Source organism: uncultured Arthrobacter sp., from assembly GCF_964021775.1.
Taxonomy (GTDB): domain Bacteria; phylum Actinomycetota; class Actinomycetes; order Actinomycetales; family Micrococcaceae; genus Arthrobacter.
In genome coordinates, this window is record NZ_CAXHZI010000003.1 from 161,853 (window position 1) to 184,145 (window position 22,293).

Genomic DNA, 22,293 nt, shown 5'->3' on the forward strand with positions numbered 1-22,293 from the left:
CAGTACAGCGGGTCAGGCGGCGCGGCGGCTAGGGGCTTTGGTCCCGCGCCCGACGCCGGGACTCTGGGCTGCGGGGTGCGCACCGGACGCCGTGACCCGACGCCGGACGCGGAAACGGCGCCGTGACCCGACGCGGAAACGGCGCCGGCCGGCGGGTATCCCGCGCGTCCGACGCCGTTCGGCGCTTCCCCTCCCGGTACTAGCTTTCGCGGCGCCCGTTCCGGTCGGTGGAGCTGTAATCCGCGGAGGGCTGCCCGCCGCCGCTGTGCTCTTCGCGCAGCTCGCGGCCGCGGCGGATGTCCTCTTCCTCCTGCGCCTGCAGCTTGTCGCTCTTCTTCGTGTCGCGCGGCGGCAGCTGGATGGTTTCCTCCGCTTCGATGCCGGCCTGGAGCTGGCGTCCGCGCTCGGTCTCGGCGTCGAACTCGGCGCCGAAGAGCAGCGACATGTTCAGGATCCAGAGCCAGAGCAGCGCGATGATCACGCCGCCGATCGCACCGTAGGTCTTGTTGTAGCTGCTGAAGTTGGCCACGTAGAAACCGAAAGCGAGGGAGGCCAGCAGGAAGACCACCAGGGCGATGGCCGAGCCCATGCTCATCCAGCGGAATTTCGGCTGCTTGACGTTGGGGGTGGCGTAGTAAAGGATGGCGATCGCGAGGACGACCAGCACCAGCATCACCGGCCATTTGGCGATGTTCCAGACGGCCAGGAAGGCGCCGCCGAGGCCGATCATGTTCCCGACGGATTCCGCCACCGGGCCGCTGAGCACCAGCATCGCGGCCAGCACAACGACGATCAGCAGATTGACGACCGTGACGCCGAGCATGGTGCCGCGCAGCTTGAGGAACGGCCTGCCCTCATCGATCTCGTAGACCCGGTTCATGGCCCGGCCGAACGCGCCCACGTAGCCGGACGCGGACCAGAGAGCGGTGAGCAAGCCAAGGATCAGGGTGAAGCCGGCGGCCGGCGAGCTTGCCAGGTCCTGGACCACCCCGCGGATCGTGTCCACGGTATCGCCCGGGGCGATGCCCTGTGCGATATCGAGCAGCGCGGAGGTAGTTTTCTGGGGGTTCCCGAAAATGCCCAGCATGGACACCAGCGCCAGCAGCGCCGGGAAGATTGACAGTACCGAGTAATAGGTCAGCGACGCTGCGAGGTCGGGGCACTGGTCCTTGGTGAACTCCCGCAACGTCTTTTTCGCGATGTACTTCCAGGACGGCTTGGTGACGTCCCCGGGGCTGTCCGGCTTGCGGGCATCGTCCGGCGCGGGTGCGGTCCGGGCTTTGGCGGTGCTGCTCTTCGCGGTTTCGGCGTCGTCCATGGAGCCAGTGTCCGCCTTGGTGAGGTTCTTGGCCATCGGAATCTTCTTTCGTGGGTTAAGCGCAGCGGCCGGCTGCCCAGCGCGTCAGCGAGGGCAACCGGCCGTCTTCCGGGTCGGGCTAGGCCTGCTGGACGTTGTCCTTGGCGTCGGCCGCGCGGTCCTTCACGTCGGAGACGGCGCTCTGGCCTTCACCCTTGACGTTCTGGGCGGCGTCGGTGGCGGTTGCCTTGACGTTCTCCATAGCCGCCTGAGCGGGCTCCTTTAGCCCCTCGGCCACGTGCTGGGCAGCCTCGGTCAGCTCGGTGGTGAGCGGCTCGGCGGCAGTCTTCAAGGCGTCCGCCGCCTCGCGTTCCTTCTGGCTCGCCGGAATCAGCGAGGACACCAGCAGGCCGGCGCCGAAGGCGATCAGCCCGGCAGCAAGCGGATTGCCCTGGGTCTTGGTCTTGGCAAGGTGCGGTGCGTCGGCGACGGCGGAGCCGGCGTCGTTCAGGTGCGAGGCGGCACTGCCGCCCGCGGAATGCACGTTGCCGGCGGTGTGGTCGGCTGCTCCCATGACTTTCTCCTTCACTCCGAAGACGGCGTCCTTGACCTTGTCAGTCTGGCGCTGGACGATGTGCGACGGGGTGACCTTGTCGGCCACGGCGTCGACGTTCGTGCCGAGCCGGGCGCGGGTTGCTTCAATGTCGGCGCGGATGGCATCCGGGTTTTCACTCATTGTGTTTTCCTCGCTCTAGTGGCTGGGCTTGAGGGTGGGGGGAATTTCCTGGATCGTCTCGGCGGTCTGGGGCATGCCCTTGATCGCTTTGAGTTCCTTGCGGCCCATCGAGGCCAGTACGGCGCCGATGACGCCCCAGATGATCGCGACGACGACGCCGGACCATCCCAGCCCCATCAGCGTTCCCAGGCCCCACCAGAGGGCGAGGGAGAGGAACAGCAGGACGAAGTGGCCTGCGACTCCGGCGCCGGCAAGCATACCGCTGCCTTTGCCGGCCCGGCTGGTGGTCTGCTTCAGTTCGGCCTTGGCAAGTTCCACTTCCTGACGCATCAGGGTGGACATGTCCCGTGTGACGTCACCGAGCAGGTCGCCCAGGGAACTGGTCTCCGCTTTCACGTGGGCCTCCGAGGGAGGCATCGGGGCGCCCGTGGGCATCTCGCTGCTCATCGACGGCCTCCGTCGAACGGATCCTTACGGTCGGGATCGACGGTGGGATCGATCCGGTACGGATCGGCGGCCAGCGGGTCGTTTGCCCACTGGTCGGCGTGCGCACCGGTGCCCTCAAGCGGGCTGGGCGGGTAGGTATCGGCGACGCCGGCGGTCGTGGTTTCCGGGTAGGTTACCGGCGGCGGGGGGACCGCGACGCCGGTGTCCGGGACCCGGGTGACCGGTGCGCTGTACTGCGCCGGGGTGCCGGTGGTGCCCGTGGTTGCCGTGTCAGGGGCGCCCGCGCTGAGGCTGCGGCTCAGGCGTCCGGCCAGGATGCCGGCGCCGGCAGCGGCCAGCAGGAAGGTGCCGGGGCGCTGGCGGGCAAAGGACTTCACTTCGCTGAGCAGCGAACCCGGGTCGCGGTTGTCCAGCCAGGTAGCCACGGACTGTGACCGTTCGGCGGCCTGCCGGATCAGGTCGGTCGCGACGCCGGGCTGGTCGGAAGCATCAGCCATCGTATGCAGTTCGCTGGAGATAGAGCGCAGGCCCTGGGCAGCCTTCTGCTGCTGCGTGCCGGCCTGGGCGGTGAGGTCCGTGCGCGCCTGGTTGATGAGGTCCTTTGCGTTGCTCTTGACCTCACCGGCCACGTTCGCCGCTTCGGCCTTCGCCGTTTCGGTGACATTCTGGGCCGATTCCGCGGCCTGCTGCTTCACTTCGCTGGCTTCGCCCTTGGCGGCCTCGGTCTTTGAAGACGTCCCGGTTGAAGTCCCGGTGGAAGCGGGCGGGAACGTCGAGCTCTGCCGCAGGTCCGACTCTCCCTGCGCCACACCGGGGGTGCCGTAGGTGGTGTCCTGGGGCCATTGGTTCTCTGTCATCGTCGCTCTCTTTCCTTGTAGATCTGCTGCCGGTGGAAAGACCAGCAGCGCCGAACGCGAATAGTAAGCATGATTACTAATGAATAGTAAGCACGCTTTGCATCCGATTACAAGAAGATCCTGAAATTCGGGGAATCCCAGCCGCTAGGGTTGGACCATGAGCGAAACGGCGCACGGCTGATGGCCAAACGGGGCAGAGCGGCCAGCCGCAACTCCGGAACCGGGACGCCGGGAGTGGTGGAAGTGCCGAAAGGCTCGCGCCCGGACGGCCCCGTCGCGGGCGTCTATTACATCGACACCGGCGACTGCGAGCTGATCCCGGACCAGGACAATTCAACCGGCTGGCTGCTGAGGATCAACGGCGTTATGAGCTCGCACATCGACCTGGCCGACCCGCTGTTCCTCGACTTTGAATACATGCGCTGGATCGCCGCGCTGGTGGAATCCCGCTGGCCGCCGGCGGCCCGTCCCAAGCTGCGTGCCCTGCACCTTGGCGGGGGAGCCTGCTCACTGGCACGCTACTTCCATGCCGCCTATCCGGACGCCCGCCAGGTGGTGGTGGAACTGGACGGCAAACTCGCCGAGTACGTCCGCGGCTGGTTCGACCTGCCCAAGGCGCCGCTGCTGCGGCTGCGCGTGGGGGAGGCCCGCGAGGTCACCGAGAGCCTCACGCCGCAGACGCGGGACCTCATCATCCGCGACGTCTTCGCCGGTTCACTCACCCCCCGGCCGCTCACCACCAGCGAGTTCACCGAGCACGCCCAGCGCGTCCTGGCACCCGGCGGAATTTACCTGGTGAACTCCGGCGACGCCCCCGCCCTGGCCAACGCGCGGGAGGACGCCGCAACGATCGCAGCCGCCTTCGAACACACCGTGATCATCGCCGACCCGGCCATGCTCAAGGGCCGGCGCTACGGCAACATGATCATCGCCGGCAGCGACTCGCCGTTCGACGACGACCCCGGCCTCGCGCGCCGGCTGCTGGGCGGCGCGGTCCCGGCCCACATCTGGCACGACGACAGGGTGCGGGCGTTCGCCGCCGGCGCCGCCGTCCGCCACGACCCTGCGTCGGCTGCTCCGTAGCGCCCCTTTTGCGGCCCCAAAACGGCGCCTACGGAGCAATCGCTGCGTACCCGGCCCGGCCCATCAGCGCCTCGCGGTGCGCGTCGGTCTGCTCGCGCAGGGCCTGGACCAGCGCGGCGACGGCGGGGCGGCGCATCGAGTCGGGCCGCAGGACCATCCAGTAGGGGAGCAGTTCCGCGAACTCGTCCGGCAGCAGCCTGACCAGGTCCGGGTGCAGGTCCGCGGCGAAGCAGGGCAGGAAGCCAATGCCGGCCCCGGCCCGCGTCGCCTCGACGTGGACAAAAACGTTGGTGGAGCTCAGACCGTCCCGCATGGTCGGCACCAGCCGCCGCGGGGCGTCCAGGTCGTCCACCTGCAGCATGGAATCGACGAAGTAGACCAGGGGATGCGCCTTCAGCTCGTCCACCGACCGCGGCGTCCCGTACTCGGCCAGGTAGCTCCGTGAGGCGTACATGCCCAGCATGTATTCGCCGAGCCGGGCCGCCTCGGCCCGGTGCACCTGCGGCTCGCCGACCACCACCTCGATATCCAGCCCGGAGCGCTGCTGCAGCGCGCGCCGGGTCACCGTGATGATCTCCACGCTGAGCCCGGGATGGTCGCGGCGCAGTCGCGCCACCGCGGGGGCGGCGATATAGGCGCTGAACCCGTCGGTTGCCGTCATCCGGACGACGCCGGTGACCGGGTCCGGCGTCGATCCCGGCTTTTCGAGCGAGCGCACCGCGCCTTCGACCTGTTCGGCGACGGCGACCGCCGCGGCGCCGAGTTCGGTCAGTTCCCAGCCGCCCGAGGCGCGAGAGAGCACGCGTCCGCCGAGGGCCTTCTCCAGGGCCGCGATCCGGCGCGAAACCGTGGTGTGGTTCAGGCCGAGGACCTGGGCCGCCGTCGTAAATTTCGCCGAGCGGGAGACCGCCAGCAGCACCAGCAGGTCATCAGGATTCGCATTCATATCTGCAATTCTGCACACACATCGTGCCGCTTTGGCCATTGAGCCGCCCGGAATGTGCGGCGATACTCGATGAGGCCCAATTTCAGTGCCGTGCATCACAGCGCGTGTCATCGTGGACACTAAGGAGAACCAGATGAGCGTAGATCAACGCTCCGCAACACCCCCCGCCGCACCCGCCAAGGGCGCAGGCCTCAAGAAAATCGTCGCCGCATCGATGGTCGGCACAGTCGTGGAATGGTACGAATTCTTCCTCTACGCCACCGCCGCCACCCTGGTGTTCGGCAAGTACTTCTTCCCCGCCACCGGCAATGAGCTGGACGGCATCATCCAGGCATTCCTGACCTACGCTGTCGGCTTCGTCGCCCGCCCGCTCGGCGGCATCGTCTTCGGCCAGATCGGCGACAAGCTGGGCCGCAAGCCCACCCTGCAGCTGACCATCGTGATCATCGGTGTGTCCACGTTCCTGATGGGCTGCCTGCCGGGCTTCGCCGACATCGGCTACCTCGCGCCGGCCCTGCTGGTCGCGCTGCGCTTCATCCAGGGCTTCGCGCTGGGCGGCGAATGGGGCGGCGCCGTGCTGCTCGTGGCAGAACACAGCCCGAACGAGTCCCGCGGCTTCTGGTCCAGCTGGCCCCAGGCCGCCGTCCCGGTCGGCAACCTGCTGGCCACCCTCGTCCTGTTCATCATGTCCAATGTCCTCAGCGCCGCCGATTTCCTTGGCTGGGGCTGGCGCGTGGCGTTCTGGCTCTCCGCGGTGATCGTGTTCGTCGGCTACTACATCCGCACCAACGTCTCCGAAGCCCCGATCTTCCTCGAGGCCAAGGCGCAGCTGGAGCAGGAACAGGCCGCCAGCTACGGCGTCCGCGAGGTGATCCGCAAGTACCCCAAGGGCATCCTGCAGGCCATGGGCCTCCGGCTCGCGGAAAACATCATGTACTACCTCGTGGTGAGCTTCGCGATCGTGTACCTCAAGAGCGTGCACAAGTACGACACGTCCTCGCTGCTGCTGGCACTGCTGATCGCCCACCTCATCCACTTCCTGGTCATCCCGCAGGTCGGCCGGCTCGTGGACAGCTGGGGCCGCAAGCCGGTCTACCTGGTCGGCGCCATCACCGGTGCCACCTGGCCGTTCTTCGCCTTCCCGATGTTCGACACCCGCAACCCGGTGGTCATTGTGCTGGCCGTGACGATCGGCCTGTGCCTCCACGCGTTCATGTACGCCGGCCAGCCGGCCCTCATGTCGGAACTGTTCCCCACCCGGATGCGCTACGCCGGCGTTTCGCTGGGCTCGCAGGTCACCTCGATCTTCGCCGGCTCGCTGGCGCCGCTGCTGGCCACCGCCTGGCTCAAGGACACCGGCTCCTGGCTGCCCACCGCCATCTACCTTGTCGTGGCCTGTGCCATCACCACGGCGGCGGTGCTCAGCCTCAAGGAGACCAAGGGCATCGCCCTCGAGGACGTGGACCGGGCCGACGCGGAACGTGAAGGCCTCGCCGTCGCGGGCGCCCGCTGACTGCTCGACTCTGACCTGCTTGAATCTGATCACCGTGAATTTCTGAACTGGAGGGCTGGGAAAATGGAAAATACGCTCAACGGCCGCAAGGCACTGGTCACCGGCGGCGCGGGCGGGATCGGCGCGGCCAGCGTCCGTGCCCTCGCCGCGCGGGGCGCGAAGGTGGTGGTTGCCGACGTCGACGAAGCCGCCGCCACCGCCCTGGCCGACGAGGTCGGGGGGACCGCGTGGGCGGTCAACCTGCTCGACGTCGAAGCGCTGCAGACGCTCAGCCTGGATTGCGACATCCTGGTCAACAACGCCGGGATCCAGCGCATCAGCCCGATCGAGGACTTTGATCCGGCCGACTTCCGGCGCATCGTCACGCTCATGCTGGAGGCCCCGTTCCTGCTGATCCGGGCCGCGCTGCCGCACATGTACGCCAACGGCTTCGGCCGGATCATCAACCTGTCCTCGGTGCACGGACTCCGGGCCTCGCCGTTCAAGAGCGCCTACGTCTCGGCCAAGCATGGGCTGGAAGGGCTGAGCAAGGTCACGGCGCTGGAGGGCGGCGCCCACGGCGTCACGTCCAACTGCATCAACCCCGGGTATGTCCGGACTCCGCTGGTCGAATCGCAGATTGCGGACCAGGCCAAGGTGCACGGCATTCCGGAGTCCGAGGTGCTGAGCAAGATCATGCTCACCGAGGCCGCCGTGAAGCGGCTGGTCGAACCGGAGGAGGTCGCCTCGCTGGTGGCCTGGCTGGCCTCGAACGACGCCGGCATGGTCACCGGTGCGAGCTACACGATGGACGGCGGCTGGTCCGCGCGGTAGGCCGCTAACTCTGACCTGCCGGCTCTGACGCGCTGGCTCTGACCCGCCCGGGCGCAACTGCCCGGGCGGGTCCGTTGTCTGTCAGTCCCGCCCGGCTTGGCGGCCGGGCATGCTGGCCGGGGCGGGATTGCCGGCGGGGGCGTGCCGCTAGGCTGGGGGCATGCGCAAGGATTTCAGCCCCGCCGACCTGCCCTCCGCAGAGTTTTACCGGCTGCTGACCGCCGTCGTCGTTCCCCGTCCCATTGCCTGGGTGTCCAGCACCTCCGCCGACGGGGTGGACAATCTCGCTCCGCATTCCTTCTTCACTGTTGCGTCGGTGACACCGCCAATCGTCCAGTTCACCTCGGTGGGCCGGAAGGACACGCTGCGGAACATCTCCGCGCGCGGCGAATTTGTGGTCAATCTTGCGCCAGCTGATTTCATCGCCGAGGTCAACGCGACCGGCACCAACTTCCCGCCGGAAGTCAGCGAGTTCGACGCCGCCCACGTCACCCGGGAGGCCAGCCTGACCGTCAGCGTGCCGCGGGTGGCGGAGTCGCCGGCGGCACTGGAGTGCCGGCTGCATTCGATCCTGCCCATGGGCGACTGCGTCCTGGTGTTCGGCGAAGTTACCCACGCCGCGGTCTCTGCCGATGTCCTGGAGGGCAACCACCCGCGGATCGACCTGCTCGGGCCGCTGGCCCGGCTGGGGCGCGACGAGTGGGGGCACCTGGGGCCGGTTCAGGAACTCGGCCGGATCCGGAAGTCCGACTGGCCGGGCGACTTCCGGCGGAGGGGCGAACGGGAGGCGTAACGCCCGCACCGGCGCGGGCCGCCGTCGACCGCCGGCCTGATGCTGTCAGGAGGCGGGTGTGGCGGTCTGCCGGATGTAATCCCGGACCGCCGCTTCCGGGATGCGGTAGGACTTTCCGAAGCGGACTGCCGCCAGGGCCTGGGATTTGACCAGTCTGTAGACGGTCATCTTGGACACCCGCATCATCACCGCCACCTCGGCGGCGGTCAGGTAAACGGGCACGGCATCTGCAGCGAACATGGACATGATCTCCTTAATGCGAACGGCATACCTTGCCCCCGGCCGCCCCTTTGCCCGGCACGGGCAGGTGCGCGGTGTGGTGTGACCGTGGACGGGATCTACTCGGGGCGCCGTACGTTCCGGTGGTCGAAGAAAACCAGGCTTCCGGCCGGTGTGCCGGGGATGCGCAGCCCGACGTACGGGGCCCGGATGACCTCCACCCTCCCCTCCCGGCGGCCGTTGAAAGGGTCGTCACCCACCACCACCTCGCCGATCCGGAACGGGACGCGGCCCTCGCGCAGGCGGTGGACGGCCTGCCTGAGTGTCCGGCCAATACGCCCGGCCGGCCGCGGACGTGCTGGTTGTGCTGAGCTGATTGGCTGTGCTGGGGAAATGCTCATCGGAGTGCTCCTTGCCTGCGAACCGAACCCCTTCGCGGGGGAACCGGCGGGGCCGGGCCCCCAGCCCGGCCATCCCTGCCCCGGTGCCCCCGTCACGCCACTCTAGGGATGACTCCCTCCAGTAACACGAGTAACATTTACCTCATCTTCACCACGGACTACTTGGACGGTCGCAGCTGATACTCGCGTGGCAGCGCCGCGCCGGCCGAGCGGTGGCAGACGGCGGAGGTTGCGCCAGTGGAAAGCTACTGCCAGCACGATCAGCGGGACGTGGATCGCCGGGAGGTTCCGGGCAAACCACTTCGGCAAATCGATGTCGGTGACGGATCCGGTGGCATCGCCCAGTCGCTGAGCCACCGCCGTCAGCGGGCAATGGAAGCCGTTGCCCGCAAAGACCGCAGTTTCGGCGAGGACGATGGCGCCAGCAAGGCCCGCCCTCCGGTCGGAATGTCCCCGGAATCCGGCGTACAGGACATAGACCATCGCCGATTCGATCGTGAACCACGCCAGGGTGTGGACCGTCTTCACCGCTCTCAGCCCCGCCCCCTGCAGCCCTGGCCGCACGCTTTTCACGCCCGTCACCCGGCCTGCTGCATGGTGAGCACGATGATGGCTGTGTTGATGCCCAGCCCGATCAGCCACCACGTGTTGAACGTGAGCAGCAGCAGCGCGGATGAGATTGCTGCCCCGGCGACCGTGACCGGGATCCACCACGGCGCCGCCACCAGGACGCCCAGGCCGGCCAGCCCCAGCACCGCCGCGGCGGCGACGGCCAGGGCAACAGCGAGCCGGCGCACCTCCCCAGCGAAGGGGGAGCGGCCGACGTCGAACGGGGCCTTCGCGTCCGGCCGCGGCAGCCAGATAGCGAGGTGAACGAGGCCGTGGGCGATTAAGAACAGTCCTGCGATCCAGCGCACGGCGGTCCTCCTGGTGTTCCGGCGGCTCCTTTCAGTGAAGCGCCGCCCCCGCGGCCGGGCTAGGGGCGGAAGTCCCGCGGGCCGGGCCCCGCCACGTACCCGGGCGAAAGTCCGGTATCCCAGACAGGAGGGTGCGGCGACGCGATCCCGGCGGCAGCGGGCCGGGTGCATGCTTGAGTACGGGATACCGGACACCGCCCGACGTCGAAGAGGAACACATGCCTGCCGCCAGCCGCACTGCCCAGCCCGGGGAAGCCGCCAGCCCCGTACCGAACGCGGCCGTACCGAAGCCGTCCGCCGCCAGGGCGGCGTCCAAGGTACCTGCTGCCGAAAATACGCTGCGCATCCTGAAACTGCTGGCCTCCAAGCGCGGGCCGATGGCGGCGTCGAACATTGCCACCTCCCTGGGCCTGCCCCGCTCCAGCGTCTACCACCTGCTGGGGGTGATGGAGGCGAACGGATTCGTGCTCCACCTACACGAAGAACAGCGCTACGGCCTCGGCATCAGCGCCTTCGAGCTCAGCTCCGCCTATTCACGCCAGGAGCCGCTTTCCCGGCTGGGCCGGCCCATGCTCGCATCGCTCGTGGACGTGATCGGGGAGAGCGCGCACCTGGCCGTGCTGCACGGCCGGGACGTGCTCTACATCGTCGAGGAGCGGGCCAAGAACCGCCCCTCCCTCGTGACCGACGTCGGCGTCCGGCTGCCCAGCCACCTCACCGCGAGCGGACGCGCGATCCTGGCCGCGCTGCCGAAGTCCCAGGTCCGCGCGCTGTACCCGAACGCCGCGGCTTTCAGTGCCCGGCACGAGACCGAATCACCGATCACCAAGTACTCGGCCTTGTCCTCCCACCTGGACCAGGTCCGGCAGCGGGGCTACGCCACGGAACACGGCGAGGTGACGCCGGGCTTTGGTTCGATCGCGGCCGCCGTCACGGACCACGCGGGCTGGCCGACGGCCGCCGTAGCCGTGACGTTTCTGGAGGACAAGCTGCCGGCGGACCAGTGGCCGGTGCTGGCCGCGCGGGTCAAGAAGGTGGCGGACGATCTCTCGGTCCGGATCCATGGGCGCCCCAGCCTAACCAGCTCGCTCTAGTTGCCGTTCCGGGCGCTCAAATCGACGCCAACCGCGAGCCGGTCGGGTCTGGAATCCCGGACAGCACCCGCCGGAAGCCCCTGTTTCCGGGGCTGCGGACAGGCTTTAGTTGATACAGAACCTCTTGCCAGGAACCACCCGAGACAACAAAGGAGCCCCTCATGGCACCCGCCGACTTCACCACCGGTGCCCGCCCGGTCAAAGCAGCCCGCGGCACCGAGCTCACCGCCAAGAGCTGGCAGACCGAAGCCCCGCTGCGCATGCTGATGAACAACCTGGACCCCGAGGTGGCCGAACGCCCTGATGACCTGGTGGTCTACGGCGGCACCGGCCGCGCCGTCCGCAGCTGGGCGGCGTTCGACGCGATCACCCGCACCCTGGAAACCATGGAAAAGGACGAAACCCTGCTGGTCCAGTCCGGCAAGCCGGTCGGCGTTTTCCGCACCAACGAATGGGCGCCCCGGGTGCTGCTGGCGAACTCCAACCTCGTCGGCGACTGGGCGAACTGGCCCGAATTCCGCCGGCTCGAGGCCGAGGGGCTGATGATGTACGGCCAGATGACCGCCGGGTCCTGGATCTACATCGGCACCCAGGGCATCCTGCAGGGCACCTTCGAGACCTTCGCCGCGATCGCCCGCAAGCTCACCGGGGACGAAAACGGCACCCTCGCCGGCACCTTGACCCTCACCGGCGGCTGCGGCGGCATGGGCGGCGCGCAGCCGCTCGCCGTCACCCTGAACGAGGGCGCCTGCCTGATTGTCGACGTCGACGAGAGCCACCTGCGCCGACGCGCCGGCAAGCGCTACCTCGACGAGGTGGAGACCGACCTCGACGCCGCCATCGCCAAGGTGCTCAAAGCCAAGGAAGAGCGCCGCGGCTGGTCCGTCGGCTATGTCGGCAACGCCGCCGAGGTGTTCCCCGAGATCCTGCGCCGCCACAACGCCGGCGAGCTCACCGTGGACATCGTCACTGACCAGACTTCCGCGCACGACCCGCTGAGCTACCTGCCCGAGGGCATCACGGTCGAGGAATGGCACAGCGAGGCCGCAGCCGATCCCGAGGGCTTCACCAAGAAGGCCCAGGCCTCGATGGCCAGGCACGTCCAGGCCATGGTCGAGTTCCAGGATGCCGGCGCCGAGGTGTTCGACTACGGCAACTCCATCCGCGACGAAGCCCGCAAGGGCGGCTACAACCGGGCCTTCGAGTTCCCCGGCTTCGTCCCGGCGTACATCCGGCCGCTGTTCTGCGAGGGCCTGGGCCCGTTCCGCTGGGTGGCACTCTCCGGTGACCCGGAGGACATCGCGGTCACGGACAAGGCCATCAAGGAACTCTTCCCGGAGAACAAGCACCTGCACCGCTGGATCGACGCCGCCGCCGAGCGCGTGGAGTTCGAGGGCCTGCCGGCCCGGATCTGCTGGCTGGGCTACGGCGACCGCGCCAAGGCCGGACTGCTGTTCAACCAGCTAGTCAGGGAGGGCAAGGTCAAGGCGCCCATCGTGATCGGCCGCGACCACCTGGACTCGGGCTCAGTCGCCTCCCCGTACCGTGAGACCGAGGCGATGGCGGACGGCTCCGACGCGATCGCCGACTGGCCGCTGCTGAACGCGCTGCTCAACACGGCGTCCGGCGCCACCTGGGTCTCCATCCACCACGGCGGCGGCGTCGGGATCGGCCGCTCCATCCACGCCGGCCAGGTCTCCGTGGCCGACGGCACGGACCTCGCTGCGGAGAAGCTCGAACGCCTGCTCACCAATGACCCCGGCATGGGCGTCATCCGCCACGCCGACGCCGGCTACGAGCGCGCCGTCGAGGTCGCGAAAGAACGCGGCGTCCGCATCCCGATGCTCCCCACGGACTCCGCAGAAGCAAAGAAGTAGGAATCATGACCCTGACAACGCAAGCTCCGCTCACCGTCACCCTCGGCGCCAGCGGCGTCACCCCGGAGGACGTCGTCGCCGTCGCCCGCCACGACGCCAAGGTGACCATCGCCCAGGACGCCCTCGACGCCGTCGCCACGGTGCGCGCCCACATCGACGACCTCGCGCACAGCGAGACCCCGGCCTACGGAATCTCCACCGGCTTCGGGGCGCTGGCCAACCGGCACATCCCCAACCAGCTGCGCACCCAGCTGCAGAAGTCGCTGATCCGCAGCCACGCCGCCGGCATGGGCCCGGCCGTGGAACGCGAGGTGGTCCGCGGCATCATGTTCCTGCGCGCCAAGACTCTCGCCTCCGGCCGCACCGGCGTCCGCCCCGTGGTGCTGCAGACCATGGTGGATGTCCTCAACGCCGGCATCACCCCGGTGGTACGCGAATTCGGCTCGCTGGGCTGCTCGGGCGACCTCGCGCCGCTGTCCCACTGCGCCCTGGTCCTGATGGGCGAGGGCGAAGCGTTGGGTCCCGACGGCGAGCTGTACGGCGCCAAGGACGGCCGTCCGGTCGCGGAGCTCCTCGCCGCGCACGGCATTGAACCCGTCACCCTGGCAGAAAAGGAAGGCCTGGCCCTGGTCAACGGCACCGAGGGCATGCTGGGGATGCTGCTGATGGCCATCGCGGACCTCCGCCAGCTGCTCACGACGGCGGACATCACCGCCGCGCTCAGCGTCGAGGCGCTGCTCGGCACCGACCAGGTGTTCCTCCCCGAACTGCACGCCGCGCTCCGGCCACACCCGGGCCAGGCCGCCTCCGCGGACAACATGCTCCGGGTGCTGTCCAACTCCCCGATCGTGGCCTCGCACCGGATCAACGACACCAAGGTCCAGGACGCCTACTCGCTGCGCTGCGCCCCCCAGGTGGCCGGCGCCGTCCGCGACACCGTGGACCACGCGGCGCTGGTGGCCTCCCGCGAACTGGCGGCCGCGATCGACAACCCGGTGGTCCTGCCAGACGGCCGGGTCAGCTCCAACGGCAACTTCCACGGCGCCCCGGTGGCCTACGTGCTGGACTTCCTGGCCATCGCCGTCGCGGATCTGAGTTCCATTGCCGAGCGTCGCACCGACCGGATGCTGGACCCGGCCCGCTCGCACGGGCTTCCCGCCTTCCTCGCCGCGGACCCCGGCGTCGACTCCGGCCTGATGATCGCGCAGTACACCCAGGCCGGGCTGGTCTCGGACAACAAGCGGCTGGCCGTGCCGGCGTCGGTGGACTCGATCCCCAGCTCGGCCATGCAGGAGGACCACGTGTCGATGGGCTGGCACGCGGCCCGCAAGCTGCGCCGCGCGGTGGAGAACCTGCGCCGCGTCCTGGCGATCGAGCTGGTGACTTCCGCCCGCGCCCTGGACATCCGCACGCAGCTCTCCGGCGGTGAACTGACGCCGGGACCGGCCGGCGCCGCGGTCATCGCGGTGTTGCGCGACGTCGTCGACGGCCCGGGCGCCGACCGGTTCCTCTCGCCAGAACTGGAAGCCGCGGACCGGCTGGTGGCGTCGGGCAAGGTGCGCGCCGCCGCCGAATCCGCCGTCGGAAATCTGGCCTGACGGCAAACAAAATACGCGATACGCGGGATTTCCTGAGGGCCTCCGAAATGTTCGGCAACACGGCGGGCGGGCCCGGAGGAATTGTAGTAAAAATATGATCAAGCCCACACCAACGATGTTGTGGCAAGAACCTACAAAGGGGTAGAAGTTCATGAAAGCACGCGGGACGGTTATGTCCAGGCGCACGGCATTCGCCGCCACGGTTTCCGACTGGAGGAGCCTCAAGACGGGGGACCGGGTGGAAATCCTGAAGCACGCGCAGCTTCTGGCAGCCGGCGAAGTCGAAGAGGTTTCCTCCAGCGGCAACGTGCTCTGGCTGGTGCCGGCAGCGCCGTCGGAGACGCAGCTGTTCCTGAAGTCCGACGGCGTCCAGGTGCGGCGGAGCTAGGCGCCCCGCCCCGCCAGGGGCAAGGAAAAAGGGCCGGTGAGGGGTGCATCCCTCACCGGCCCTTGGCCTGTCCCGGCCCGCGCAGGCTAGGCGGCGACGTCCTCGTGGGTCTCGCCGAACGGCACGGTGTCATCCAGTGCCACGGTGTAGGCGCCCGGCTCGTGGCGGGTAACCCGGATCCCGCAGCGGCGGTCCTGGACGGCCGAGGCGATCAGGGTGTTGACGGCGTTTTCGAGGCCGTAGTGGACCTCGTGGGCACTGGCGAACGAGAGCTTGATGGACGTTGCGTCAGAGGCCTGGGTCCGCATGGTGTGTGTGTTCATTAACTGGTCTTTCCTAGAATCCGGCCGGTTGGCCGCCCTCCATTCTAGTCTGTCCGGCGTGGCGTCCCGGCCCGGAGCCGATAGTGTGCAGGTGGCGGTATATCTTTTAGGCGAGGGGCGCCGTTCTTTTGGGAACGGCGCCCCGACCCATTCCGGGCCTGCTCCCCGGTCGCGGCAGGAGGGCGTGCAGATGTTTGAGGGTTCCAGTATTGTCTTCGTCGCGGCCGGAATCGCCGTCTTCATCGCGGCGGTGCTGCCCAAGCTGCTGCGCAACGCGCCGCTCTCGATGCCGATGGTCTTCCTGGGCGCCGGCATGCTGGCGTTCACGCTGATGCCGGCGCTGCCGGACCCTGATCCGCTGCAGCACGGGGAGTTCGTCACCCACCTGACCGAAGTCTGCGTCATCATCTCGCTGATGGGAGCCGGGCTGGCGCTGGACCGGCCGCTGGGGCTCCGGCGGTGGTCCACGACCTGGCGGATGCTGGGACTGGCCATGCCGCTGTGCATCATCGGCCTGACCCTGCTGGGGCTGTGGTTCCTGGGCCTCGGCCTGGGCGCCGCCCTCCTCGTAGCGGCCGCGCTGGCACCGACCGACCCGGTCCTGGCCTCCGAGGTGCAGGTGGGGGAGCCCGCCGACGAGGAAGAGGAAACCGAACGCGAGGACGAGATCCGCTTCGGGCTGACCTCCGAAGCCGGCCTGAACGACGGCCTGGCGTTCCCGTTCGTCTACCTCGCCATTGCCATCAGCTTTGTCGGGGCCTCGCCGTCCGGCTGGCTCGGTAACTTTCTCGCGGTGGACGTGCTCTGGCGGATCGGCATCGGCGTCCTGCTGGGCGTCGGGACGGGCAAGCTGCTGGGCCGGCTCTTCTTCACGGCCCGGCACGAGAGCATCCGGCTCTCCAACCACTCCGAGGGGTTCGTGGCACTGGCGGCGACGTTCCTGGCCTACGGGGTGACCGAGCTGATCGAGGGCTACGGCTTCGTCGCGGTGTTCGTCTGCGCCGTCACCATCCGGGCCGCGGAACGCACCCACGGTTTCCACCGGGTGATGCACTCCTACGTGGAGCAGTTGGAGCGGCTCCTGACCGTGGTCATCCTGGTCCTGCTGGGCGGCGCGATCGCCCGCGGCCTCCTCGCCGGGATCGGCTGGACCGAGGTGCTGGTGGCGCTGGCCTTCCTGCTGCTGGTGCGTCCGCTGGCGGGCTGGCTCGGGCTGGCGCGGGGCAAGACCGGCCCGCGGGAACGGATCGCCATCTCCTTCTTCGGCATCCGCGGCATCGGCTCGCTCTACTACCTCGCTTACGCCCTGGGCCACGGAAACTTCGGCGCACAGGCGCAGGAACTCTGGGCCTTTGTGGGGCTGGTCGTGGCCATGTCGATCGTGCTGCACGGCGCAACGACGGCGCCGGTGATGAACCGGCTGGATCGGCTGCGCGAGCGCCGCGCGGTGGAAGAGCACGGCGACGAGGGCCAGGCCCCGCACACCGCCATCTGAGCGGCCCGGCTTCAACTCCGCCCCGCCCTAACCCCGCCGGCCGGCTACCGCAGCAGCGTATTGATCAGCCGCGCGGCGACCTTGGCGGTGCGGCCGTCGACGTCGAACTCCGGGTTCAGCTCCGCGACATCAAGGTGCAGCAGTTTCCCGCTCGCGGCCACCTGCCGGCAGACCGCTGCGATCACCGGCAGCGGGACGCCGTAGGCGGCAGGGGCGCTCACCCCGGGTGCCACCGACGCCGGCAGCACGTCCAGGTCGATCGTCAGGTACAGCGCGTCCACCTGGGCCAGGAACGCGGCCACGAACGCCTGCGCGGCGTCCGCGGAGCAGTCCTCGTCCAGCAGGTAGTCCACGCCCAGATCCGCCGCGGTCCGGAACAGCGCACGGGTGTTGTTCGGTTCGGAGATCCCGACGACGGCGTACTTCAGTTCGCGGCCCGCGGCGGCTTCCGCCCGGGCCATCTGCAGGAACGGGGTGCCGGAACTGGGCACGGGCTCGTCGCGGAGGTCGAAGTGGGCATCCAGGTTCAGCACCCCCAGGCTCAGGCCTTCGCGGACCGCGGCGGACCCGGCGACGCCCAGGTAGCTGGCGAACGCGGTTTCATGGCCGCCGCCCAGGACCACGGGCAGGGCGCCGGCGTCGAGCAGCCCGGTGATGGCCAGTCCGGCCCGCGCCTGCCCGGCCTCGAGCGTGTCCCCGGCCACGGTGACATCGCCGGCGTCGTGGATTTCCCGGTCCAGGTGGAAGGCGAGCGGGCCGAGCGCGGCGCGGATGGCGGCGGGTGCGGCAGCCGCCCCGACCCGGCCCTTGTTGCGCCGCACGCCGGCGTCGCTGCCGAAGCCGAGGATGACGGCGGGCCGGGCGGCGGGGGAGCGGGCCGGCTGCGGGTGCGCAGCCGGGTGCCCAGTGTGGGGCGTTACCGCCTGCCACCAGCGGCGGTGGTCGGCGCCGTCGCCGTCGAACCTTCCGGTCCAGGGCTGCGGCGGGACATCAACGGCGGGGTTGGCGGAAGGCATGTCCCTAGCTCACCGCAGCCCGGGGCGGAAAACCAGCAGCGCCGCCGTCGGGGTGTCCGAAATCCCGGAAACCCCGGCTTAAACGCCGCCGAGATGACATTTGGCGGCCATGTTTTCCAAAAACACTGCCGCCAAATGCCATCTCGGCGGAGGGGGAGGGCCGGGATCCTTAGTGCAGGCCGAGCGCGGCCTCGATCGGGCCGATCCCGAAGAACAGCAGGAACGCGGCGGCCACAACCCACATCAGCGGGTGCACTTCGCGGGCGCGGCCCTGGACCAGGCGGATCAGCACAAAGGAGATGAAGCCGGCGCCGAGGCCGTTGGCGATCGAGTAGGTGAACGGCATCAGCGTGAAGGTCAGGAACGCGGGGATCGCGATGCCCCAGTCCTGCCAGTCGATCTTGCCGACCTGGGAGACCATCATGAAACCGACGACGACGAGCGCCGGGGCCACGGCTTCGAACGGGACCAGGTTGATCAGCGGGGTGAAGAACATGGCGACCAGGAACAACAGGCCGGTGACGATCGAGGCCAGGCCGGTGCGGGCGCCTTCGCCGATGCCGGCGCCGGATTCAACGTAGATCTGGTTGGAGGAGACGGACGCGCCGCCGCCCACGATCGCGCCCAGGGCGTCAATCTGCAGCACGCGGTCCACGTTGGGGATGTTGCCGTCCTTGTCGATGGTGCCGGCCTCGGTGGCCAGGCCCACCATGGTGCCCATCGCGTCGAAGAAGATGCTCAGCAGGATCACGAACGCCAGCAGGGTCGCGGCGACGAAGCCGAGGTGCTCGAACGCGCCGAACGGGTTGGCCTTGCCGATCAGGGACAGGTCCGGGGCGGCCCATTCGGTGAACTTGGGCGCCACCAGGGACCAGCCCTGCGGGTTGAAGTTCTTGCCGTCAAAGCTGGGCCCGATGTGCAGGGTGAATTCCAGGATCACGGACAGGATGGTGGAGGTGATGATGCCGATCAGGATCGCGCCCTTGACCTTGCGGACCACCAGGGCGATGGTCAGGATCAGGCCGACCACAAACACCAGCGTGGGCCAGCCCAGCAGCTTGCCGTCGAAGCCGAGGCCGACGGGCACGGTGGTGCCGGCGACGTCAGGGATGCGGCGGACGAAGCCGGCGTTGACCAGGCCGATCAGGGCGATAAAGAGGCCGATGCCGACCACGATCGCGGTCTTGAGCCCTTCCGGGACGGCCTTGAACACGGCGGTCCGGAAACCGGTCAGCACCAGGATCAGCATGGTGACGCCGGAGAGGACCACCAGGCCCATCATGTCCGGCCAGGTCAGGCCCGGGTTGGTGGCGACGGTGACGGCCACGAACGCGTTGACGCCCAGGCCGGTAGCCAGCGCGAAGGGGTGCTTGGCCCAGGCCCCCATCAGGATCGTCAGGATGCCCGCCGCGAAGGCGGTCACGGCGGCGACAGCCGGGAAGCCGAGCGTCCCGCCGGACGAATCCGGGCCGGAAAGGATCAGCGGATTCAGCACCACGATGTAGCTCATGGCAAAGAACGTGGCGAACCCGCCACGGATCTCGCGCGAGAAGTTCGACCCCCGCTCGGAAATCTTGAAATACCGGTCGAGTGCAGAGCCCTGCTTAAGCATTGGTCCTCCGGGAGGGAAAGGGGGTGTTAGCTAAATCCTATTAGGCGTGACGGCGCCCACCTGCCAAATTCGCCTAGTCTGTAAGGAAGCCAACACAAGGAGCAGTTCTTCCATGCGTTCAATCCGAGAACTTCCGGGCGCCTTGCTGGGCCTGATCACCGCCGTGGCGGTCCTGCTGGGCATCGCGCTCCTGGGTGCCGCTCCGGCGTTGGCCCACGACGCCGTGGAGTCCACCAGCCCGGCCGCCGGCGCGACGCTGCCCACCCCGCCGGCCTCGGTGTCACTCACGCTCACCAACAAACCGCTGGCGATCGGCACGCAGATCAAGGTCAGCGACGCCGCAGGGACCAACTGGGCCGACGGCGCGGTTGAGATCGTGGACAACGTGGCGTCGCAGAAGCTCAAGACGGGCGCACCGGCAGGGTCCTTCACCGTGCAGTGGCGGGTGGCCAGCGCGGACGGTCACCCGATCGAGGGCACCTTCACCTTCACCGCCGCGGCGGCGGCGGGCGCAGGTTCGACGGCGGTCGGCACGGCCCCGGCGTCGGGATCGGTACCGACGCTGGGCACCGCCCAGCCGGGAACCACGGTCGCGCCCTCGTCCCCGGCGCCGGACGCCTCGCAGCCCTTCCCGTGGAGCATCGTGCTCTTCGTGGCGGTGGCCGTGGGCATCCTGGTTGCACTGGGCCTGATGGCGAAGCGGCGGCTTAAAGACGGCGCCGGAACCGATGGGGACGAGAGCGCCGGAACCGACGGCGAAGCCGGCTCCTAGGCCGGCAACGCCAGGCCCGCGGACAGCAGCGACGGCATACCCTCCGGGTGGACCTTGGCGGAAATCGCCTGGCCCACCAGCTTGGCCTGGCGCAGGACTTCCTTCGGCGTGGGAGTGATCAGCTCGCCGACGCCGACGAGGTACATGCCGAGCGCGTGCATGGCCGCCATCAGGTTCTGGCCTGCGGCCACCCCCAAGTCGGCGAGCATGCGGCGCAGTTGGCTGTGCGCGCAGCGGGTCAGCACCAGATGGTCGGCGTACAGGATGCCATTGGGCGTGCTGACGGCCCACTGCTGCGCCGGGTGTCCGGCTTCTTGGAAGTCAAGGCCCTCGACCGCCCGGCCGTCCGCCTCCAGGTGGTCCAGCTGCAGAGCCCGCACGTTGTTGCGGATGTCGAGGCTGTGGCTGGCGGCGTAGTTCCGCAGGTGGCGCAGGATTTCGTTGCGCTCCCTGAGGGTGGCAGCGTCCGCCGCGTCGCAGCGCTGCAGCGAGGAGGTATTGGCCGGGTTTCCGGCACCGAGCAGGTCCAGTCCGTCAACCACGATGGCTCCGACACCCCGGCGCTGCAGTTCGCTGGCGACCGCCAGTCCGGACAGGCCCGTGCCGATGACCACAGTGCTGGTCCGTTCGATACCGCCGTACACAGGCATGCTCGACACTGCGGGGTCCCTCCTCGAATGGTGCGGATTCCGGGCCGATGCCCGGAACGCTGGTCCGGCGATCCGTCCTGACGCGCCCCGCAAGGGAGCCGGCGATCTGAAAGACGAGTCTCGGTTCAGCAATGCCTCAGAGGATACCCAAGATTGCGGGCTGTGAACAGGGCCTGTCCGGCTTTGCTATTTCCGCGGCTTTACGGCGTTTTAACCAGGCTCCGGCAGGCCCGGCCGCCGCCGCTGCGCGGGTTTCGGGCCCGGGCACAAAGTATGTAAACACCTGGTAAATCCTGCCTGCGCCGCCAGTGGACGCCGCACCCTGACACTTCTGGCAGAATAGCCGCAACACAGCCACGTAACGCGAGGAGGCGGACCCCATGGCCCGAGAACAGGTGTACCCGGATCCGGCGGGGGACGACGCCGGCGAGCGGTCCGCTCCTCGGGGGATCGTCGTCGGCGTGGACGGCTCGGAGCACAGCCACTGTGCCCTGGTCTGGGCCGCCCGCGAAGCGGCGCGACGGGGCAGCCCGCTGCACATCGTGACCGCCTACTCGGTGCCCGTCTTCGCCGCCTCCGGGCTGGATGGCGGCTACGCCACGGTCGACGATTCAGTCATCCGGGAGGGCGCCGAAGCCATCCTGAAGCAGGCAATGGACAAGGTGGCCGGCTACAACATCGACGTCGATGCGTCGGTGGAGAACGGGGACGCCTCCGGGGTCCTGCTGGACATGACCGAAACCGCCGAACTGCTGGTTTTCGGCACCCGCGGCCGGGGCGGCTTCGTAGGCCGGCTCCTCGGATCGGTCAGCAGCGCGCTTCCCGCGCACGCCAAGTGCCCCACGGTCACGGTGCCGCTCATCTGCGGCGACCGACTGGGCGAAACCACGCAGGACAAACACGTCCGGGCCGAACGGGAAAAATCCGGCCACCAGCCGGTCGAAAACGTCGTGGTGGTGGGCGTGGACGGCTCCGAGCAGGCCCGGGTGGCGGTCCTGGAGGCGGCGGCCCAGGCCGAACGGCTCTCCGCGCCGCTGCGCCTGGTCTGCGCGGTCCCGCAATACAGCGGCTCCCTCGCCTGGGTCCCGGCCCCGATGGACCGCGAAGCCCTCTTCGCGGATATCCGCGTCCAGCTCGACGCCGGCGTGGCGTGGCTCAAGAGCCACTTCCCGCGGCTCGAGGTTGAAACCCAGCTTGTGGACGGCTCCCCGATCGACATCCTCGTCGAGGCCAGCCGGCACGTGGAACTCGTAGTGGTGGGCACCCGCGGCCGCGGCGGCTTCACCGGGATGCTGCTGGGATCCACGTCCGACGGGATCCTGCACCACGCCAAGGGCCCGGTGATGGTGGTCCCGGACCGTGAGGACCCGCGGCTGGCCGACCGGGCCAGCTTCGGCCCGATGCTCGGCGACTCCTAGCCCACCGCCGGGACCGCATGCTTCGTCG

General features: G+C 68.8%; 24 protein-coding genes. 11 read left to right on the forward strand and 13 right to left on the reverse strand.

All coding sequences use genetic code 11. The features are described from left to right. Nucleotides 1-199 precede the first annotated feature (199 nt). The 4 genes from ABIN76_RS04335 to ABIN76_RS04350 all read right to left on the reverse strand — a co-directional run bounded on the left by ABIN76_RS04335 (nucleotide 200) and on the right by ABIN76_RS04350 (nucleotide 3,337). Nucleotides 200-1,354, reverse strand: a complete 1,155-nt coding sequence (locus ABIN76_RS04335; RefSeq protein WP_346958490.1) for a YihY/virulence factor BrkB family protein — start codon at nucleotides 1,352-1,354, stop codon at nucleotides 200-202. 82 nt (nucleotides 1,355-1,436) lie between these two features. Then, nucleotides 1,437-2,033 carry a DUF3618 domain-containing protein gene (locus tag ABIN76_RS04340; protein ID WP_346958491.1) on the reverse strand — a complete coding sequence of 199 codons (597 nt, stop codon included), beginning with the start codon at nucleotides 2,031-2,033 and terminating at the stop codon, nucleotides 1,437-1,439. Nucleotides 2,034-2,048: 15 nt separating this feature from the next. Then, the gene (locus ABIN76_RS04345; protein ID WP_346958492.1) at nucleotides 2,049-2,480 is read right to left on the reverse strand and encodes a phage holin family protein; all 432 of its coding nucleotides are present in this window, start codon (nucleotides 2,478-2,480) and stop codon (nucleotides 2,049-2,051) included. Then, nucleotides 2,477-3,337 (reverse strand): hypothetical protein, encoded by an 861-nt coding sequence (locus tag ABIN76_RS04350; protein WP_346958493.1) that lies wholly within the window; start codon nucleotides 3,335-3,337, stop codon nucleotides 2,477-2,479. Before ABIN76_RS04350 ends, ABIN76_RS04345 begins: the two co-directional genes overlap by 4 nt. A gap of 180 nt (nucleotides 3,338-3,517) precedes the next feature. Here ABIN76_RS04350 and ABIN76_RS04355 point away from each other — a divergent pair, with 180 nt between their 5' ends. Next, the gene (locus ABIN76_RS04355; protein WP_346958651.1) at nucleotides 3,518-4,420 is read left to right on the forward strand and encodes a fused MFS/spermidine synthase; all 903 of its coding nucleotides are present in this window, start codon (nucleotides 3,518-3,520) and stop codon (nucleotides 4,418-4,420) included. A gap of 28 nt (nucleotides 4,421-4,448) precedes the next feature. Here the strand turns inward: ABIN76_RS04355 and ABIN76_RS04360 are convergent, their stop codons facing one another. Continuing rightward, the gene (locus ABIN76_RS04360; RefSeq protein ID WP_346958494.1) at nucleotides 4,449-5,366 is read right to left on the reverse strand and encodes a LysR family transcriptional regulator; all 918 of its coding nucleotides are present in this window, start codon (nucleotides 5,364-5,366) and stop codon (nucleotides 4,449-4,451) included. A gap of 133 nt (nucleotides 5,367-5,499) precedes the next feature. Here ABIN76_RS04360 and ABIN76_RS04365 point away from each other — a divergent pair, with 133 nt between their 5' ends. From ABIN76_RS04365 to ABIN76_RS04375, 3 genes are all read left to right on the forward strand, one after another. Further along, the gene (locus tag ABIN76_RS04365) at nucleotides 5,500-6,879 is read left to right on the forward strand and encodes an MFS transporter (protein WP_346958495.1); all 1,380 of its coding nucleotides are present in this window, start codon (nucleotides 5,500-5,502) and stop codon (nucleotides 6,877-6,879) included. Between the two features lie 63 nt (nucleotides 6,880-6,942). Continuing rightward, entirely contained in the window at nucleotides 6,943-7,692 is a 750-nt protein-coding gene (locus tag ABIN76_RS04370; protein WP_346958496.1) for a 3-hydroxybutyrate dehydrogenase, read from the forward strand. Between the two features lie 160 nt (nucleotides 7,693-7,852). Further along, nucleotides 7,853-8,485 (forward strand): flavin reductase family protein, encoded by a 633-nt coding sequence (locus ABIN76_RS04375; RefSeq protein WP_346958497.1) that lies wholly within the window; start codon nucleotides 7,853-7,855, stop codon nucleotides 8,483-8,485. Nucleotides 8,486-8,530: 45 nt separating this feature from the next. Here ABIN76_RS04375 and ABIN76_RS04380 read toward each other — a convergent pair whose 3' ends face one another. From ABIN76_RS04380 to ABIN76_RS04395, 4 genes are all read right to left on the reverse strand, one after another. Next, nucleotides 8,531-8,725 carry a helix-turn-helix domain-containing protein gene (locus ABIN76_RS04380; protein ID WP_346958498.1) on the reverse strand — a complete coding sequence of 65 codons (195 nt, stop codon included), beginning with the start codon at nucleotides 8,723-8,725 and terminating at the stop codon, nucleotides 8,531-8,533. 98 nt (nucleotides 8,726-8,823) lie between these two features. Further along, nucleotides 8,824-9,105, reverse strand: coding sequence for a hypothetical protein (locus ABIN76_RS04385; protein WP_346958499.1), 282 nt, complete (start codon nucleotides 9,103-9,105; stop codon nucleotides 8,824-8,826). Between the two features lie 102 nt (nucleotides 9,106-9,207). Next, complete coding sequence (locus tag ABIN76_RS04390) at nucleotides 9,208-9,633, reverse strand: hypothetical protein (protein WP_346958500.1); 426 nt, start codon at nucleotides 9,631-9,633, stop codon at nucleotides 9,208-9,210. A gap of 50 nt (nucleotides 9,634-9,683) precedes the next feature. Further along, nucleotides 9,684-10,022 (reverse strand): hypothetical protein, encoded by a 339-nt coding sequence (locus tag ABIN76_RS04395; protein ID WP_346958501.1) that lies wholly within the window; start codon nucleotides 10,020-10,022, stop codon nucleotides 9,684-9,686. A gap of 173 nt (nucleotides 10,023-10,195) precedes the next feature. Between ABIN76_RS04395 and ABIN76_RS04400 the strand changes: the two genes are divergently transcribed. The 4 genes from ABIN76_RS04400 (at nucleotide 10,196) to ABIN76_RS04415 (ending at nucleotide 14,979) form a co-directional block, all read left to right on the forward strand. Continuing rightward, nucleotides 10,196-11,116 carry an IclR family transcriptional regulator gene (locus ABIN76_RS04400; RefSeq protein WP_346958502.1) on the forward strand — a complete coding sequence of 307 codons (921 nt, stop codon included), beginning with the start codon at nucleotides 10,196-10,198 and terminating at the stop codon, nucleotides 11,114-11,116. Nucleotides 11,117-11,277: 161 nt separating this feature from the next. Continuing rightward, complete coding sequence (locus ABIN76_RS04405) at nucleotides 11,278-12,993, forward strand: urocanate hydratase (protein ID WP_346958503.1); 1,716 nt, start codon at nucleotides 11,278-11,280, stop codon at nucleotides 12,991-12,993. A 5-nt stretch (nucleotides 12,994-12,998) separates the two neighbouring features. Continuing rightward, nucleotides 12,999-14,591, forward strand: a complete 1,593-nt coding sequence (hutH, locus tag ABIN76_RS04410) for a histidine ammonia-lyase (protein ID WP_346958504.1) — start codon at nucleotides 12,999-13,001, stop codon at nucleotides 14,589-14,591. Between the two features lie 151 nt (nucleotides 14,592-14,742). Beyond that, entirely contained in the window at nucleotides 14,743-14,979 is a 237-nt protein-coding gene (locus tag ABIN76_RS04415; RefSeq protein ID WP_346958505.1) for a hypothetical protein, read from the forward strand. Nucleotides 14,980-15,065: 86 nt separating this feature from the next. Here ABIN76_RS04415 and ABIN76_RS04420 read toward each other — a convergent pair whose 3' ends face one another. Then, complete coding sequence (locus ABIN76_RS04420; RefSeq protein WP_346958506.1) at nucleotides 15,066-15,302, reverse strand: hypothetical protein; 237 nt, start codon at nucleotides 15,300-15,302, stop codon at nucleotides 15,066-15,068. Nucleotides 15,303-15,492: 190 nt separating this feature from the next. On the opposite strand from ABIN76_RS04420, the gene ABIN76_RS04425 reads away from it, so the two are divergent. After that, a complete protein-coding gene (locus ABIN76_RS04425) occupies nucleotides 15,493-16,797 on the forward strand; it encodes a cation:proton antiporter (RefSeq protein ID WP_346958507.1) in 1,305 nt (434 codons plus the stop codon). 44 nt (nucleotides 16,798-16,841) lie between these two features. On the opposite strand, the gene hutG is transcribed toward ABIN76_RS04425, so the two are convergent. Further along, nucleotides 16,842-17,813, reverse strand: coding sequence for a formimidoylglutamase (gene hutG / locus ABIN76_RS04430; RefSeq protein WP_346958508.1), 972 nt, complete (start codon nucleotides 17,811-17,813; stop codon nucleotides 16,842-16,844). A gap of 169 nt (nucleotides 17,814-17,982) precedes the next feature. Beyond that, the gene (locus ABIN76_RS04435; RefSeq protein WP_346958509.1) at nucleotides 17,983-19,425 is read right to left on the reverse strand and encodes an NCS2 family permease; all 1,443 of its coding nucleotides are present in this window, start codon (nucleotides 19,423-19,425) and stop codon (nucleotides 17,983-17,985) included. Nucleotides 19,426-19,537: 112 nt separating this feature from the next. On the opposite strand from ABIN76_RS04435, the gene ABIN76_RS04440 reads away from it, so the two are divergent. Beyond that, a complete protein-coding gene (locus ABIN76_RS04440; protein ID WP_346958510.1) occupies nucleotides 19,538-20,197 on the forward strand; it encodes a copper resistance CopC family protein in 660 nt (219 codons plus the stop codon). Here ABIN76_RS04440 and ABIN76_RS04445 read toward each other — a convergent pair. Further along, the gene (locus ABIN76_RS04445; protein ID WP_346958652.1) at nucleotides 20,194-20,847 is read right to left on the reverse strand and encodes an FAD-binding protein; all 654 of its coding nucleotides are present in this window, start codon (nucleotides 20,845-20,847) and stop codon (nucleotides 20,194-20,196) included. The genes ABIN76_RS04440 and ABIN76_RS04445 overlap by 4 nt on opposite strands. Nucleotides 20,848-21,227: 380 nt before the next feature. Between ABIN76_RS04445 and ABIN76_RS04450 the strand changes: the two genes are divergently transcribed. After that, a complete protein-coding gene (locus tag ABIN76_RS04450) occupies nucleotides 21,228-22,265 on the forward strand; it encodes a universal stress protein (protein ID WP_346958511.1) in 1,038 nt (345 codons plus the stop codon). Nucleotides 22,266-22,293: the final 28 nt, after the last annotated feature.

Bases quoted from the DNA above. Each gene is read 5' to 3' on its own strand.
- ABIN76_RS04355 (WP_346958651.1), top strand. From the start codon at position 3,518: ATGGCCAAACGGGGCAGAGCGGCCAGCCGCAACTCCGGAACCGGGACG.
- ABIN76_RS04360 (WP_346958494.1), bottom strand. From the start codon at position 5,366: ATGAATGCGAATCCTGATGACCTGCTGGTGCTGCTGGCGGTCTCCCGC.
- ABIN76_RS04445 (WP_346958652.1), bottom strand. From the start codon at position 20,847: ATGCCTGTGTACGGCGGTATCGAACGGACCAGCACTGTGGTCATCGGC.
- ABIN76_RS04420 (WP_346958506.1), bottom strand. From the start codon at position 15,302: ATGAACACACACACCATGCGGACCCAGGCCTCTGACGCAACGTCCATC.
- ABIN76_RS04405 (WP_346958503.1), top strand. From the start codon at position 11,278: ATGGCACCCGCCGACTTCACCACCGGTGCCCGCCCGGTCAAAGCAGCC.
- ABIN76_RS04375 (WP_346958497.1), top strand. From the start codon at position 7,853: ATGCGCAAGGATTTCAGCCCCGCCGACCTGCCCTCCGCAGAGTTTTAC.
- ABIN76_RS04435 (WP_346958509.1), bottom strand. From the start codon at position 19,425: ATGCTTAAGCAGGGCTCTGCACTCGACCGGTATTTCAAGATTTCCGAG.
- ABIN76_RS04425 (WP_346958507.1), top strand. From the start codon at position 15,493: ATGTTTGAGGGTTCCAGTATTGTCTTCGTCGCGGCCGGAATCGCCGTC.
- ABIN76_RS04340 (WP_346958491.1), bottom strand. From the start codon at position 2,033: ATGAGTGAAAACCCGGATGCCATCCGCGCCGACATTGAAGCAACCCGC.
- ABIN76_RS04335 (WP_346958490.1), bottom strand. From the start codon at position 1,354: ATGGCCAAGAACCTCACCAAGGCGGACACTGGCTCCATGGACGACGCC.
- ABIN76_RS04415 (WP_346958505.1), top strand. From the start codon at position 14,743: ATGAAAGCACGCGGGACGGTTATGTCCAGGCGCACGGCATTCGCCGCC.
- hutH (WP_346958504.1), top strand. From the start codon at position 12,999: ATGACCCTGACAACGCAAGCTCCGCTCACCGTCACCCTCGGCGCCAGC.
- ABIN76_RS04385 (WP_346958499.1), bottom strand. From the start codon at position 9,105: ATGAGCATTTCCCCAGCACAGCCAATCAGCTCAGCACAACCAGCACGT.
- ABIN76_RS04440 (WP_346958510.1), top strand. From the start codon at position 19,538: ATGCGTTCAATCCGAGAACTTCCGGGCGCCTTGCTGGGCCTGATCACC.
- ABIN76_RS04450 (WP_346958511.1), top strand. From the start codon at position 21,228: ATGGCCCGAGAACAGGTGTACCCGGATCCGGCGGGGGACGACGCCGGC.
- ABIN76_RS04345 (WP_346958492.1), bottom strand. From the start codon at position 2,480: ATGAGCAGCGAGATGCCCACGGGCGCCCCGATGCCTCCCTCGGAGGCC.
- ABIN76_RS04365 (WP_346958495.1), top strand. From the start codon at position 5,500: ATGAGCGTAGATCAACGCTCCGCAACACCCCCCGCCGCACCCGCCAAG.
- ABIN76_RS04350 (WP_346958493.1), bottom strand. From the start codon at position 3,337: ATGACAGAGAACCAATGGCCCCAGGACACCACCTACGGCACCCCCGGT.
- ABIN76_RS04370 (WP_346958496.1), top strand. From the start codon at position 6,943: ATGGAAAATACGCTCAACGGCCGCAAGGCACTGGTCACCGGCGGCGCG.
- hutG (WP_346958508.1), bottom strand. From the start codon at position 17,813: ATGCCTTCCGCCAACCCCGCCGTTGATGTCCCGCCGCAGCCCTGGACC.
- ABIN76_RS04380 (WP_346958498.1), bottom strand. From the start codon at position 8,725: ATGTTCGCTGCAGATGCCGTGCCCGTTTACCTGACCGCCGCCGAGGTG.